At 32.1% G+C, this 16266-nt stretch carries 10 protein-coding genes; 1 reads left to right on the top strand and 9 read right to left on the bottom strand.

Annotation, left to right across the window (positions count from 1 at the left end; translation table 11 throughout):
• Nucleotides 1-54 precede the first annotated feature (54 nt).
• The 5 genes from ACVEGE_RS18605 to rpsA all read right to left on the bottom strand — a co-directional run bounded on the left by ACVEGE_RS18605 (nucleotide 55) and on the right by rpsA (nucleotide 8429).
• Nucleotides 55-2217 (bottom strand): OmpA family protein, encoded by a 2163-nt coding sequence (locus ACVEGE_RS18605; protein WP_192501860.1) that lies wholly within the window; start codon nucleotides 2215-2217, stop codon nucleotides 55-57.
• Between the two features lie 10 nt (nucleotides 2218-2227).
• The gene (locus ACVEGE_RS18610; protein ID WP_192501859.1) at nucleotides 2228-3154 is read right to left on the bottom strand and encodes a PorP/SprF family type IX secretion system membrane protein; all 927 of its coding nucleotides are present in this window, start codon (nucleotides 3152-3154) and stop codon (nucleotides 2228-2230) included.
• Nucleotides 3155-3181: 27 nt separating this feature from the next.
• Nucleotides 3182-5830, bottom strand: a complete 2649-nt coding sequence (locus tag ACVEGE_RS18615) for a gliding motility-associated C-terminal domain-containing protein (RefSeq protein ID WP_192501858.1) — start codon at nucleotides 5828-5830, stop codon at nucleotides 3182-3184.
• A gap of 247 nt (nucleotides 5831-6077) precedes the next feature.
• Nucleotides 6078-6536 carry a DUF5362 family protein gene (locus ACVEGE_RS18620; RefSeq protein ID WP_192501857.1) on the bottom strand — a complete coding sequence of 153 codons (459 nt, stop codon included), beginning with the start codon at nucleotides 6534-6536 and terminating at the stop codon, nucleotides 6078-6080.
• Between the two features lie 111 nt (nucleotides 6537-6647).
• A complete protein-coding gene (gene rpsA / locus ACVEGE_RS18625; protein WP_173853347.1) occupies nucleotides 6648-8429 on the bottom strand; it encodes a 30S ribosomal protein S1 in 1782 nt (593 codons plus the stop codon).
• Nucleotides 8430-8970: 541 nt separating this feature from the next.
• Here rpsA and ACVEGE_RS18630 point away from each other — a divergent pair.
• Nucleotides 8971-10128 (top strand): IS110 family RNA-guided transposase, encoded by a 1158-nt coding sequence (locus tag ACVEGE_RS18630; RefSeq protein WP_458008599.1) that lies wholly within the window; start codon nucleotides 8971-8973, stop codon nucleotides 10126-10128.
• Nucleotides 10129-10264: 136 nt separating this feature from the next.
• Here ACVEGE_RS18630 and ACVEGE_RS18635 read toward each other — a convergent pair whose 3' ends face one another.
• The 4 genes from ACVEGE_RS18635 to lon all read right to left on the bottom strand — a co-directional run bounded on the left by ACVEGE_RS18635 (nucleotide 10265) and on the right by lon (nucleotide 16043).
• Nucleotides 10265-11641 carry a nucleoside permease gene (locus ACVEGE_RS18635; RefSeq protein WP_192500942.1) on the bottom strand — a complete coding sequence of 459 codons (1377 nt, stop codon included), beginning with the start codon at nucleotides 11639-11641 and terminating at the stop codon, nucleotides 10265-10267.
• Between the two features lie 72 nt (nucleotides 11642-11713).
• Nucleotides 11714-12409, bottom strand: coding sequence for a (d)CMP kinase (cmk, locus tag ACVEGE_RS18640; RefSeq protein WP_192500943.1), 696 nt, complete (start codon nucleotides 12407-12409; stop codon nucleotides 11714-11716).
• A 7-nt stretch (nucleotides 12410-12416) separates the two neighbouring features.
• Complete coding sequence (porQ, locus tag ACVEGE_RS18645) at nucleotides 12417-13442, bottom strand: type IX secretion system protein PorQ (RefSeq protein WP_192500944.1); 1026 nt, start codon at nucleotides 13440-13442, stop codon at nucleotides 12417-12419.
• Nucleotides 13443-13592: 150 nt separating this feature from the next.
• Nucleotides 13593-16043: an endopeptidase La gene (gene lon / locus ACVEGE_RS18650; protein WP_192500945.1), complete on the bottom strand. Its 2451-nt coding sequence runs from the start codon at nucleotides 16041-16043 to the stop codon at nucleotides 13593-13595.
• Nucleotides 16044-16266: the final 223 nt, after the last annotated feature.

Below are 16266 nucleotides of genomic sequence, written 5' to 3' on the forward strand. Positions count from 1 at the left end.
CAATCCAGCTACCTTTTTTTTAGGAATAATAAACTATTTTTTTGCTTTAGATTATTACAAGTTTAAAATTACAAACTCACTTCGTCTATTTAACTCATGTTGTTCTTCAGTACAAGAATCACTTGGCTCACATTTTACAATTTGAACCGTTTCACCATAACCTTTTGCAATGACTCTTTTATCAGCTATTCCTTGATCAATAAAATACTCCTTAGTCGCATTTGCACGTTGCTCAGAAAGGTTCATATTGTAATTAGCATTTCCTCTATTATCAGTATGTGAGCCTATTTCTATAACCATCTCAGGGTATTTCTTCATCAGTTCAATCACACGGTTTAAAATAACTTTAGAATCCCTACGGATGTACCATAAATTGTAATCAAAGTAAATAGGATCTGTTTTTATAACCATACGGTCTTTAACTTTAACAACATCTTTCTCTTTAGAAACAAGTGCTTCAAGTTTTTCTTTTTTCTGAATTATTGCTTTTTCAACTTCGCGTTTATCAGCTAGTACTTTATCTTTCTTTTGTTGTAAAAGCGCTATTTCGTCTTCTTTTTTCTTTTTTTCCAGTACCACTAAAGCTGCTTTGTCTTTAGCTTCTTGAGCCAGTTTAGCTTCTTTTTCTTTTTGCTCAAGTGCTACTAATTCTTCATTTTTAATAATCTCAAGAGAACGTAAAATCATTGAGCCATCGTTTTCTTTGTCTCTTATATTATCAATACGCAGTGTCATAGACTTATTAGTAAACTCCTCTTTGCTTGCGTGGATTGTATAATTAGTATCGCATGGAGAAAGCAAATTAAATTTTCCATCTGCAGCAGTAACAAAACGTTGAATTTCTTCATCTTTATCATTTTTCAACACGACTAACGCATTATCTAATGGTTTTTTTGAATCAAAATCAGTGATTACACCTGCAATATATTGCTTGCAATTTTCAATAAGCAAAGGCAGCGTCTCTATTAATTGATAAATATCATCACTTCCTTTACCACCTTTTCTATTAGATGAAAAATAACCTTCTTTGGTTTTTGAGTCAATTGTAAAGGCAAAATCATCGTAACCAGAGTTTAATGGAAGTCCTACATTTTGAGGTTTCTTAAAATCGTTATTTTCAAATTCACTTACAAATACATCCAGAGAACCGTATCCTTCATGTCCATCTGAAGAGAAATATAATTTACCGTCTTGAGCAATAAAAGGAAATTGTTCTTTTTTTGGCGTATTTATAGTTGTTCCTAGATTTTTTGGTGTACCAAAAGTTTTTCCGTTAATACTCACGCTATATAAATCGAAGGAACCTAATGTTCCCGGCATATCAGAAGCAAAATACAATGTCTTTTCATCAACACTTAAAGCGGGATGTTCTACAGAATAATCTTCACTATTGAATGGTAAAGCAACCGCTTTAGTCCATTTATCGTCTACTAATTCTGATCTAAAAATTTGTAATGTAGAAACTTTTTTATCGTTTTTAGCTTTCCCCCAATTAGTGAAATTATTTCTCGTGAAATACATTGTTTTACCATCTTTTGTAAAGATAGCATTAGCCTCATGTACTGGAGTATTTATTTTTTTAGAGAAAAAATTTGCAGCAGAATCAGCAGCGTTTTGATTGTTAATTGCAATTGTAACTAAATTCAAATACGACTCATTATTCCATTTGAAGGTTTTGCCAAATAAAGGAATATTTTTTCTCACCGCAGAGAAAACTAATTTATCACCAAGTTTAACAGCTCCAAATTCAGACTTCTCGGTATTAAAAGCTAAATTCTTAATTTCGAATCGGTTTCCAATTGCTGATACATTATCCAAAATTTTAGCTTCTTTATTGAATTTCGCTAAAGCATCAGAATTCTTATTAGAAACTAAATAATCATTAATTAATTTATTAGCAGCTTCATATTTCCCTAGACCTTTTAAAACTTGAGAATATTTAAAATAATCAGCTTCGTCAAGATCTTTATTTGAGCGATCAAATAGCAAACTGTAATAACGTTGCGCTTTGTCAAAGTTAGCTATGTAGTAATAACATTCTGCTAAATTTTTAATTACTGTATCGGCGTTATTATAAGTAACTATTTTTTCATATCTAGGAATGGCTTCGCTATACGATGTCTTTTCAAAAAAACGATTTGCTCTTTGTAAATTTCGATCTTGGGCATTTATAGATTGTATTGAAAACACAATTATTAGGAGTAATATTCTTTTCATATTTTTCATTTTAGAAGAATCGTGGTGATTTATCATATCCTTTACTTAATAAATCTAAATCAAACAGTAAAAAAATCTCGTGTGTTCCAGAGTTGAACTGTCCAAGATTAGAAATAGTATAATCATAAGCATATCCCACACGCAAATTAGGTAATACTTTTACATTCATTAATCCGCTCACGGCATCACCTACTCTATAAGATAATCCTAATTCAAACTTTTCATTATACAAAACATTTGCAGAAATATCTAAGTTGGCTGGGGATCCTTTTACAAATTTGGTCATCAAAGCAGGTTTGAACTTAAAAGATTCTGATAAAGTAAAAACATACCCTCCTGTTAAAAAAACATGAAGATTTTCTGAACCATAATTACTTATCCCCGACTTTTGTTCAATATGTTTTGAGTTAAAAATATTAGGAGTCGATAAACCAATGTAATATTTATCACTAAAATAATACCCTCCAACACCTACGTTTGGTTTTAGAATATTAACATCCTCAAAAGCAAAATCTGGCGAAGTACTCTCAAATCTAAATCCATTAAAATTTGTTTGCAATGAGGTTACTCCCGCTTTTAAACCCAGTGAAAGTTTGTGATTATTATTAAATGATAGCACATAAGCAAAATCAGCGTAGAAATTATTTTCTTTTTTAGCACCGTCTCCAATATCATCAGAAATCATCGAAAATCCCATTTCAACTTTATCGTTTACGGGCATGTGAGCAAAAACAGTTAATGTTTTAGGAGCGCCCACAGCACCAACCCATTGCGTTCTATACAAAGAACCTAGATTAAGTACCGATTCATCAGCAGTTGCGTAAGCTGGATTTACAATATTCATATTATACATGTATTGTGTATACTGTGGATCTTGTTGCGCTGCTATTTTATTTATAAAAAAGAAAAAACTAACTAATAGTATTGTTTTTTTCATGAAGTCAAGTTTAAAGAAATGGTTAAATTATCGATTTAAGTACAAACGACCTTGTTTAGGTTTGGCATTATCTTTATTAAAATTAATTACATAAAAATAAACCCCATTTGGTGCTATACCATCAATAGTACTGTGATCAGAATTCTTACCGTCCCAAGAAGGTTTGCTCTTGTTACCGCTGAACATTAAGTTTCCATAACGGTTATAAATTTCTAAAGTAAAATTAGGGAAGATTAAATCAATATTTGGAATATTGAAAGTGTCATTGACCATATCGCCGTTTGGAGAAAAGCCATCAGGAATAAAGAAATCGTATTTTACCACATCACAGTCATATAAAGAAACTTCAACAGCAAGTGCATTGCTGGAATAACAACCTGTAGTACTCACAAAAGTAAAAGCATAATACGTTTTTTTATCTTCTAATGGATCTAATAAACTCAATTCACTACCGCCATTTAAGGAATCGAAATAAACTAAAGTTGTTACTCCTGTGGCAGACTTATCAATATTATTATCTAAGTCTTGTAGCGTTGGTTTGTCTAAACCACAAAATAAACCGCTGCGCTCATCTAATAAAATTGGTGCATTGGAATCATTTATTGTAACCTCCACAACTGCTCTATCAGAAACACAGCCTGAACTACTAGTCTCGCTTACATAGTAGTTATTAGATACTAAAACAACATCATTACTCAAAGCAGTAGTACTAGTTGCTGAAATAAACCATTTATAACTTGGACCATTTGGTAGTAAATCAGCAACTGTTTTATTTTCATCTTTACAATAGCTAACTTCATCCATAACGGTTGGAAGCAACGGAATTTCATTTACATTAAAATTAGTATCATTTGATAAAATTAATTCGCAACCAGTTACAACATCAATAAACTTAGTTATATGCAAAGTATTCGCTCCTGTAGTAGCCAAACTAGTTGCTGGAATAACAATAGTAACAGCACCGTCAACAACTGTAAATACCACGGATTGATTTGCAATTGTATTAGCTCCAGTAACATCATAATCTAAAGTAATTTGAGAAAAACTATTTAGTCCTTTTAGATTAACCTGAACATCATTACCCAAACAAACATCAGTAACAGTTACAACCATATCTGATAAGTTTATCGCTGGATTTACAATAAAATTTTTAGTAATGTTTGAAGTATTTGTGCAGTTAGTTGCAACATTAGTAATATTAGTAATCGAAATTAGCGTATTCCCACTATTTTGTATTAATCCTGCAGCAATAGGAAAAACACCAGTTCCTCCAACTATTGTAACGCTTACATTCTGAGCACTTATAGAATTCGCACCCGACAAATTGTACTTAATTTTATAATCCCCGTCTAAAAGATTACTTGATCCAGAAAATTTGACTAATGCATCAAAACCTTTACAAACAGGATCGATTGTCAAAGTTGCGTTATTTATATTGGGAGTAGTGAAAATATTTACTTCATCATTCAGTATACCTATATTATTACATGCCCCGAGGCTTGTTGTTTTTGCAATCTCAGTTATAGTAACATTATATTTACCAACTTGCTGAAAATTACTACGATCTATTGAAAAACTTAATACTCCATTAACAAAATTTGCAACTATACTATATACTGTAGACACTCCAGTAATACTATATTTAACATTGTAGCTTCCATTAGGTATGTTTTGTGCCCCTTGTGTTATAATAGCATTGTATTGAGCAGTTGCTATTTCATTTTCACAAATATCAGAACTTACATTTAAACTAGCTCCTGTAAAATCCAATTGTTTTTCTATAATTATATTTACACTGGATGATTTTACTATACAAATGGGATTTGTTGGAGAAACACGATAAGAAAAACTATAAGTCCCTTCTCCAAAATTATTATAAATATTTTCAATATTTACAAAATTATCAGCACTACTTGATAATTCTGATGTCCCGTAATTATCAATCCAACTACCATCTGCATCTTCATCAATTAGCAAACTGTTTAAATCAAAATTTGTATTCAAATTACTAGAACTACAGACTAATAAATCAGTTGGTATTCCTGAATTTGCTGCTGGAAACACTCTTACTTGTACAGTAGATTTTTGTTCGATACAAGTTCCTATTGCGGGAATAGTATAGGTGAAAGCATACGTTCCTACACCTGCTTTGTTAGCATTAAAATAATTAGCTGTTAAGGAGTTAGTCCCATTATCATCTGACCACACTCCATTTTGATGAGGACTAGGAAAATTGACCGTATTGAATGCTTGAAATAAATTATATGCCGCATCATCACTACATGCAGAGGTGATTAAAGCTTCTCCAGTATAACCACCAACAGTCACTGTAATTTTTGCAGAATTAATAGCACAACCACTCACACCAGTCACTGTATACGTATAACTGTACACTCCACTATTTTTAATGCTCTGAGCATTTAAATAACCTGTAGTTGTATTTAACCCTCCACTTAAATTGTCGTCTTTCCAAATTCCGCCAATAGTAGGAATGCCTCCTAATTGTGAGAAGAGATCAATTGTTTTACTGCTTGGGTCTGTAATATCACAAACTTCAAAATCATTATCAACACCAGCGCATTGGGCATTAGTATTGGTAGAATTTAGAAACGCATAAAAAAAGAAAAGAAAAAATATAGTTCTAAACTTTATTAAAGAAGGTAGTTTTGAGATCATAGATATTAATTGAGATGCAGTAAAAATAATCTTTTAAATGACTACATATTAAAAAAAAGTTAAATATTTTATTAAACATCTAATTAAATCAAAATTTACATGTTAACATTTAATAAACAAAAAAAGATTTACATATATCAATCAATATCATCATATAACACTGATTACTAAAATTGTATAAATAAGTAAAGCCTCAAGTTAACTTGAGGCTTTATAAACTATAGTTTCAAAATTTTTAAAATTGATTTTACATTGCTGAACTTATTCCAAATATTATAAAAACAATAAAAATTAATGCATAAAATGAGATAAAAACTAAAGAAGTAATCCCCACAAATTTAAAATGTGACTTCATAAACTTAAAGGCATCTTTCAATTTTAAATTATCATTTGTTTTAAGAGCAGCTTTAAGCTTAGTAGAAAATTTAAACATGTAGTAAACTGGAAAGAAGTATACGACTGCCATCACAATGTAGAATGTGCCAATAAAACCACCACCCATTTGATTACCCATCATACCACCAAACATACTTCCCAATTTAGAAAATAATGATTGCACGAAGAGTCCTATCATAAAAAAAATCCCCACACCTGCAAAACCAAGGATCGACAAGAAATATGTCCATTTTGCAGTTTCCTTTAAAAAACCTTGTGATTCAAAATCAATTATTAAATCTTGATTCTCTTTTGGAGTAAATTCATTCATAAATTTTAGTTTAGTTATTAAGTGATAAATATATACATTTTATCAGAAATTACAACATAAAAAAAAGCCTCACATCACTGTGAGGCTTTTCTAATATAAGAAAGTTGAGAATTATTTTTTCTCAGATTTTTCCATTTTAGCTTTCAATGCAGCTAATACATCATTGCTATCTCCTAAAGTAGATGCAGGTGCATTAGATGAATTTGAAGCTGAAGAATTATTTTCAGTGTTAGCTTTCACATTTTTCTCTTCTTCTTCACGGAAGATAGCAGTGTGAGATGCAACAACTCTTTTAAATTCTTTGTTGAATTCGATTACTTTGAAATCAGCAGATTCACCTTTTTTCAATTTCTTACCATCTTCTTTTTCAAGATGACGAGTAGGAATGAAAGCAACGATATCATCTCCAAATTCTACTGTAGCTCCTTTATCAACAATCTCAGAGATCTCTCCGTTGTGGATAGTTCCAACAGCGAATGAATCTTCGTACTGATCCCATGGATTAGGAGTAGTTTGTTTGTGACCTAAAGACAATTTACGTCCGTCAACATCTAATTCTAATACTACTACATCAAGTTTCTCTCCAACATTTACAAATTCAGATGGGTGTTTGATTTTCTTAGTCCAAGATAAATCAGAGATGTAAATTAATCCATCAATTCCTTCTTCAAGTTCTACGAAGATACCAAAGTTTGTAAAGTTTCTAACGATACCTGAATGTTTAGAACCTACAGGATATTTAGAAGTAATATCAGTCCAAGGATCTTGAGATAATTGTTTGATACCTAATGACATTTTACGGTCATCTCTATCTAATGTTAAGATAACAGCTTCAACAACATCACCTACTTTTACGAAATCTTGAGCAGAACGTAAATGAGTAGACCAAGACATTTCAGAAACGTGAATTAAACCTTCAACACCTTCAGCAACTTCGATGAAAGCTCCGTAATCAGCAATAACAACTACTTTTCCTTTAACTTTATCTCCAATAGCCAAGTTAGCATCTAATGCATCCCATGGGTGAGCGTTTAATTGTTTCAATCCTAATTGAATTCTTGTTTTCTCATCATCGAAATCAAGGATTACAACATTTAATTTTTGATCTAATTCAAGAACTTCAGATGGGTGGTTGATTCTAGACCAAGAAAGGTCAGTAATGTGAATCAATCCATCAACTCCACCTAAGTCAATAAAGACACCATAAGAAGTAATGTTTTTAACAACACCTTCTAATACTTGTCCTTTTTGTAATTGACCGATGATTTCTTTTTTCTGTACTTCAATATCCGCTTCAATAAGCGCTTTGTGAGATACAACAACGTTTTTAAATTCGTGGTTGATTTTCACAACTTTGAATTCCATTGTTTTGTTTACGTAAACATCGTAATCTCTAATTGGCTTAACATCAATTTGAGATCCTGGTAAGAACGCTTCAATTCCGAAAACATCAACGATCATACCACCTTTAGTTCTGCATTTTACAAAACCATTAACGATTTCACCTGTTTCGTTTGCAGCAATAACTCTATCCCATGATTTGATAGTACGTGCTTTTCTGTGAGATAAAACTAGTTGTCCAGTTTTGTCTTCACGGATATCGATTAATACTTCAACAGTATCACCTACTTTTAAATTTGGGTTGTAACGGAATTCGTTTAATGAAATAACACCTTCCGATTTTGCGTTGATATCAACGATAACGTCTCTATCTGTAATTCTAACAACTGTTCCATCAACCACTTCTTCTTGGTCAGTAGCGATAAAAGTTTTTGTTACTAATTCTTCGAATTCTTTTAAGTGCTGATCATCAACTGGATCGATACCTTCTTCAAAGTTATGCCAGTTAAAGTTTGCTAAAAATTCTTCTTGAGATTGGATTTGTTCAGACATGCTGATTAAAATTTGTATTCTGCATTCTCTCGAGTTTCATAAAGCAGTAGAAAACAACAGAAGTTGTTTGTATAATTAATTGATACCTAATGGAAACTCTTATCCACCAAAAGGTGTGCAAAAGTAATACTTTTATTTGAAACAACAAAAATATTCAACAAAAGATAACCTACTGAAAATCAGAAGCGAAACAATAGGCTTCTTTACCGGCATGGTTTCCCGCTCTCCCCTTTATCTCTCCGTCCCAAAAAAAGGGACTACGAGGATACCGGCTCCATCGGGGCTCATATCTTTGTTATAGTTACAAAATGATAAAATACTTATCTTTAAAATAGTAATAATTGATAAACAAAATGAAGTTGCAAAATTCTATCGGGGCCAGATACGTTTAGTACGATATTGTAAGTTAGGTTAATCAACTTCATTTTAATTACATTTCAAGTCGCAATAGTACTTAAGCACTAGGTTTTTAATTTAGATGCAGTATAACTAATGAGCCAAGACCCATGTAGTTTTTTGTTTGTCTTAAACAGCCAATGTTATGACTTTAAAGTATTCTGTAGGATTAGATGTTTCTAGTAAAAAAATAGACGGATCTATTTGTGTGATCGACCAAAATCAGCAAGTTCAGTTTATGTCTAAAATTACATTTAACAACACTGTCTGTGGTTTTAAAAATTTAGACTCCTGGATAACAAAATGGCATAAAGCTACGGAGTTACCTTTGGTTGTTTGCATGGAAGCCACAGGTGTCTATCATGAAAATTGTGCCTTATATTTATTTGAAAAAGGATACCAACTATCTATTGTTTTACCCAATAAGGCAAAGAAATATTTAGAATGCTTAGGTTTAAAATCAAAAAATGATAGTATTGACGCTAGAGGGTTAGCACAAATGGGAGCTGAACAATGCTTAGGACTTTGGCAACCGCTAGGTCGGTATTATTATGAATTACGCAATTACACTAGGCAACATCAAAATATACAAGAGTTAAAAACAGTTATAAGTAACCAAATTCATGCATTAAAGCACGGTATGTATCCTTGTGAAATGACAATTGAACAACTTAAAACCACTTTAGCCCTTTTTGATTCTCAGTTGAAAGAGTTAAGTAAAAAGATGAAATTACATTTAAAATCAGATGATGTGGTTTATAGAAAATGCTTAAATATTCTAGCAATGAAAGGCTTAGGTTATTTAACAATTGCAACTTTAATAGCAGAAACTAATGGTTTTGAACTATTCGAAAATTATAAGCAATTGGTATCTTATGCTGGTTATGATGTTGTAGAAGCCCAATCTGGAACAAGAGTAGGAAAGACTAAAATATCAAAAAAAGGTAATTCAAGAATAAGAAGAGCACTTCATATGCCGTCTTTAGTGGTTATAACGTGTAAAGAAAAACCGTTTTTAGATTTATATAATAGGACATTTGAAAAACATGCTATAAAAATAAAAAGTTATGTAGCGGTACAAAAAAAAATATTAGTGATGGTCTATCATTTGTGGAAGAAAAATGAGCGATACGATTCTGATTATCAAATAAATATTCAAGAAAAGGAGCAGGAGCTTTCTTCTCTGCTTGCCTTTGAAAAAGGCACAAACGCAAAAACGGATAAAAAAATTAGCCCCAAACAAGTTGAGGTTAAACAAGGTAAACATTCAACGAAAAATCGCAGTACGTTTCCTCTCTGCTAATCCAAATATATTGAAAATAAATTAAAACAAATTAGGTTTTAAAGATAGTACCTAAGCAGCTAACACCCTTCATTTTCAGCCACAAAAAAACCCGATATCTATCAACATCGGGGTTCTATATATAAAGGTATAAATCTTAGTGATTTAATTTTTCAACTATTTTAGGATCATGCTTGTGCTTAAACAATATCGCAAATGCAATTGCAATAATCAAAGCATACAATGCAAATGAAAGCCAAATTGTATGCCAGTCTTTCATAAATATCTCACGACTAAAAATTCCGTTAGACGCTACCTTTACTCCTTGTCCCTTTATAAAATCTCCCATTAAAGGATTATTAGGTTCTGTTTTTAAAAAAGTAGAAAGCGTTTCAGTCGAATTAAAAGATTTTGTAAAAAAATGATCAATTGCCCAACCCGAAGTAAAACTTCCAAGAATAGCTCCAAAACCATTAGTCATCATCATAAACATCCCTTGAGCCGAAGAACGGTTTTTAGGATCCGTATTCGTTTCTACAAATAATGAACCTGAGATATTAAAGAAATCAAATGCCATTCCGTAAACAACACAAGACATAATAATCATCCATAAACCATCTACTGGATCACCGTACGCAAAAAAGCCAAAACGCAATACCCAAGCCAACATACTGATCAACATTACTCTCTTAATCCCGTATCGTTTCAAGAAAAACGGAATCGCTAATATAAATAAGGTTTCTGAAACTTGAGAAATTGACATAATAATTGTAGAATACTTCACTACAAATGAGTCGGCATATCTAGGAAAATGTTTAAATTCATCTAAAAAAACATCGCCATACGCATTAGTCAACTGTAAAGCGCCTCCTAAAAACATAGAAAAAACAAAAAACAGCGCCATTTTATAATTAGCAAATAACTTAAATGACTCTAAACCCAACATTTCCATTGTAGAAGCATTCTCCTTAATCAAACGTTGTGGCTTGCTTTTAGGTAATGTAAAAGCATAAATACCTAAAATCAATGCCGCAATTCCTGCAATATAAAATTGATATGAAGTTGATTTATTTCCAGTAAGGTTTGTAATCCACATGGCAACAATAAAACCTATAGTACCAAAAACACGAATAGGCGGAAAATCCTTTACAATGTCATTCTTATTTAATATTAAAGCATTATAAGAAATCGAGTTACTTAGTGAAATAGTAGGCATATAGAAACACATTGCTACTAGAATTACATAAATAAAAGTAGTAGGCTCGGTTACCATTGGTAAATAAAACAACACTGCTGCATAAAGTATGTGCAAAACTCCGTATAGTTTTTCAGCATTTACCCATCTATCGGCAATGATACCAGTTAATGTTGGCATAAATAAAGAGGCAATCCCCATGGTACTAAAAACCAAACCAAATTGCGTACCATCCCAATTTTTTGTCCCAAACCAGTAGTTTGCAATTGTAATCAACCAAGCTCCCCAAACAAAAAATTGAAGAAAACTCATTAAAATCAATCTGTATTTAATTCCCATTGTGATGAATTGTATTTATTTCAAAAATTTACAAGGCGTAAATCTAGTATTAAAAATGATATCTACAAAAAATTATAACGTTTTAGTAACTTCATTTGCTAATGCAATCACTAAATCAAACTGCTCGTCTCTACTTAAATTTGAATTATCAATTTCTGTAGCATCCTCAGCAACGATTAAAGGAGAATCAGCTCTGTGCGTATCAATATAGTCGCGTTCTTCAACGTTTTTCAACACCGCTTCATAAGTTACTTGATCACCTTTAGCTTGCAGCTCATCATAACGCCTTTGTGCTCTAGTACTTGCAGTTGCATTCATGAATATTTTAAGTTCTGCTTCTGGAAAAACTACGGTCCCAATGTCTCTTCCGTCCATTACGATTCCTTTATTTCTCCCCATTTCTTGTTGCTGTTCTACTAATTTAGAACGAACTTCTGAAATTTCTGCAACCTTACTTACAAAACCAGAAACTTCAATTTTTCTAATTTGCTTTTCTACATTACTATCATTCAAAAACATTTCACCAAAACCTAAATCAGAATTGAATATAAATTGTAATTTTATTTTTGGCAACGCCTTAATTAAAGCTTCTTTATTAAAAAATTCAGCAGAAATATACTCCTTTTGCATGGCATACAAAGTAACAGCACGGTACATTGCACCAGTATCTACGTAGATATATCCTAATTTATTAGCCAATTGTTTTGCTAAAGTCGATTTTCCAGTTGATGAAAATCCGTCTATTGCAATTGTAATTTTTTTACTCAAAATATTATTATTGAAAATTAATAGTTAATCCAAACAAACTCGAATTTCCGGCTAAAGTATACCTAGAATACGAATAGTTAAATTTTAATTTGTTAAATCTTAATCCAAAACCTAACGAAGCTCCTGAAAAGTTACGCTGGTCTACTATTTTTAATTCTTCTCCTCTTTTAAAGTTATATCCTAATCGCAAATTAAATGCTTTTTTAGGAAAAAGCTCAACTCCTACTATTACATGTCGCAAAGCATTATTTACAAATGACACTTTCTCCTCAGTTACCGTACCATCTATAGCTGTTGTCGCTCTTTCTGGATTTGCAAAAGCAATATTCCACTGTTGTAGATTTTCAAGCGTTAAATGCCATCGTAACGGTACGTGCTCTAATTCCTGTGAAACCCCAGCAATTATTTCTAAAGGCAATTTTTCTCTAAATTCATTATAAGCAGTGAATTGTGTCCCTATATTTTTAATCACTAAAGCCCAATTAACATCATTACGTTCGTCTATGAATATACCTCCTAGGTCAATTGCTCCTCCTAGTGAATTATAACTCTCTAAGGTAGACGAAATCAATTTTGCATTAGCTCCTAAATAGATCGTAGTAAACGGGATATTGTAAGCATAACCAACAGATAAAGCTATTTCGCTCCCTGTAAATGAAGATGTTGCTTGACCGTTTTCATCATATCCTTCAAATGATCCGTAATTTACATAATTTACAGCTGCATGAAAAGTATTTAAATGTTTATCATAGGTGTAAGCGTAAGATGCATTTCCATAAGTTACCTCCCCGTAATAACTTCCATAATTCAAAGCCAAATGATTGTGCATTTCATCATTGATAACCGCAGGGTTAAAGTTGGCTTGATTGACATCATCGTCATAAATTGTAATCGTTTTACCTCCTAAAGCAGCTTGCCTAGGGGAGGAAATTAAATTCAAAAATTGGTAGGTACTCTTTCCTCCTATCTGGCCATACGAGTAGGCAGATACAAATAATAAAAAGTACAAAATCCATTTTTTGAAAACGCTCATAATATTGTTTTGTGCAAACGAAGATAAAATTATAATGCTATAAAAAGCTGTTTTTCTATCGCAAAATTCCAAACAAACAAAATTCCAAAATCCTCGTTTGTGTTTTAAACTTGGATTTTGGAATAAAATTTCATTTTTAGAAGTGTCTAACTACAACTTCTTAGCATTTTTAACATCTTGATCTGTTAAGGCAAATTTTAAAACTTCACTCATTTCTTTTACAAAATGAAAAGTTAATCCCTCAACATACTCTGGTTTTATCTCATCAATGTCACTTTTATTCTCGTGACATAATATGATTTCTTTAATATTTGCTCTTTTAGCAGCTAAGATTTTCTCTTTAATTCCACCTACTGGCAATACTTTTCCTCTAAGTGTAATTTCACCTGTCATAGCAATATTTTTCTTCACTCTCTTTTGTGTAAACAAAGAAACTAATGAAGTCAACATAGCGATACCAGCACTTGGGCCATCTTTAGGAGTAGCTCCTTCTGGAACGTGTAAATGAATGTTGTACTTAGAGATAATATCAGGATTAACACCTAAATGTGCCGCATTTGCTTTAATATATTCTAAAGCAATGGTAGCTGATTCTTTCATCACGGTACCTAAATTTCCAGTGATAGTCATAGTTCCTTTTCCTGGCGAAATTAGCGATTCAATAAATAAAATATCACCTCCTACACTAGTCCAAGCAAGCCCCGTAACAACTCCTGCCACATCATTACTTTCGTACTTATCTCTAATTAATCTAGGAGTACCTAAAACTTTTATGATATCTTCGTCAGTAACTTTTTTATTATATTCTTCCTCCATAGCAACAGATTTTGCTGCATTACGGATTACTTGAGCAATTTTAGCCTCTAGTCCACGTACCCCTGATTCACGCGTATACCCTTCAACAATTTTTTCTAATTGTTTTTTTCCAATGGTTAAGTCCTTGGTTGTTAGTCCGTGTTCTTTTAATTGTCTTGGAAATAAATGTTGCTTGGCAATTTCTACTTTTTCTTCAATAGTGTAGCCAGTCATTTTTATAATCTCCATTCTGTCACGCAATGCGGGCTGTATTGTGCTCATATTGTTGGACGTAGCAATAAACATTACTTTTGATAAATCATAACCCATTTCTAGGAAATTATCATAAAAAGAATTGTTTTGCTCTGGATCTAAAACTTCTAATAATGCCGATGATGGATCTCCTTGATTGCTGTTTGATAACTTATCAATTTCGTCTAAAACAAAAACTGGATTAGATGTTCCTGCTTTTTTTAAACTCTGAATAATCCTTCCTGGCATTGCTCCTATATAGGTCTTTCTATGTCCTCTAATTTCAGACTCATCACGCAATCCTCCTAAAGAAATACGTACATATTCTCTACCTAAAGCTTCTGCAACAGAGCGCCCAATTGATGTTTTACCAACTCCAGGAGGTCCTGTCAAGCATATTATAGGTGATTTCATATCATTACGCAGTTTTAGAACTGCCAGATGCTCAATCATTCTTTTCTTAACTTCTTCTAGACCAAAATGGTCTCTATCAAGAATTTTCTGTGCTCTTTTTAAATCAAAATTATCTTTAGAATATTCACCCCAAGGCAAGTCTAGAAATAACTCTAAATAATTTCTTTGAATACCAAAGTCTGGTGCTTGCGGATTCATACGACGCATTTTTGACAATTCTTTATCAAAATGCTTTTGCGTTTTTTCATCCCACTTCTTAGTTTTTGACTTTTGAAGCATCTCATCCATTTCTTCCTCTTGCGACACACCACCTAGTTCTTCCTGGATAGTTTTCATTTGCTGATGCAAAAAGTATTCGCGCTGTTGCTGGTCTAAGTCAAAACGAACCTTAGATTGAATATCATTTTTAAGCTCTAGTTTTTGCAATTCAATATTCATATATCGAAGCGTCTCTAGTGCTCTATCTTTCAAATTACTAATCGCTAATAAATCTTGTTTCTCTTTAACAGTTAAGTTCATGTTTGAGGTAACAAAATTGATCAAAAAAGACTGACTCTCAATATTTTTTATAGCAAAAGTAGCTTCACTAGGAATGTTTGGACTTTCTTTAATGATCTGGATAGCCAACTCTTTAACTGATTCTAAAATCGCTAAAAATTCGGTATCAGTTTGATCTGGACGACTTTCTTCAAATTCTTTAATTGTCGCTGTTAGATAAGGATCTTCAGCTACAACTGTATCAATTTCAAAACGTTTTTTTCCTTGTAGAATTACCGTAGTATTTCCGTCAGGCATTTTTAAAACGCGTAAAATTCTAGCAACGGTTCCTATAGTATGAATATCGTCTTTAGAAGGATCTTCATCTTCTTCATTTTTTTGAGCTACGACTCCTATTATTTTTCCTGCAGCATTTGCATCGTCGATCAATTTTATCGATTTGTCACGACCCGCTGTAATGGGGATTACAACTCCTGGAAATAAAACCATGTTTCGCAACGGTAAAATAGGTAATGATTCCGGCAATTGCTCGTTAATCATTTCCTCTTCGTCTTCTGGTGTTAATAAAGGGATTAATTCGGCTTCAGAATCAAATTCTTGAAGTGACAAATTGTCAATAGTAAGTATTTTATGGTTTGACATAGTATATTTAAGTCTTTTTGTCATTAAAAATTTCATGGAATGAACAAATATAAGCTAAGCTTTATATAAATATAGCTATAAATCCATATTATTCATTAGATGTTATAAAAAGGCAATCACTATGCCATTTTAACAATTTCGCTTTACGCAAAAGGCAATTAGTATTAATAACGATCAATATCTAAACCTTTAATTCATTGGTTTAAACCAAAAAAAACAGACC

The organism is Flavobacterium sp. PL002 (genome assembly GCF_054165825.1).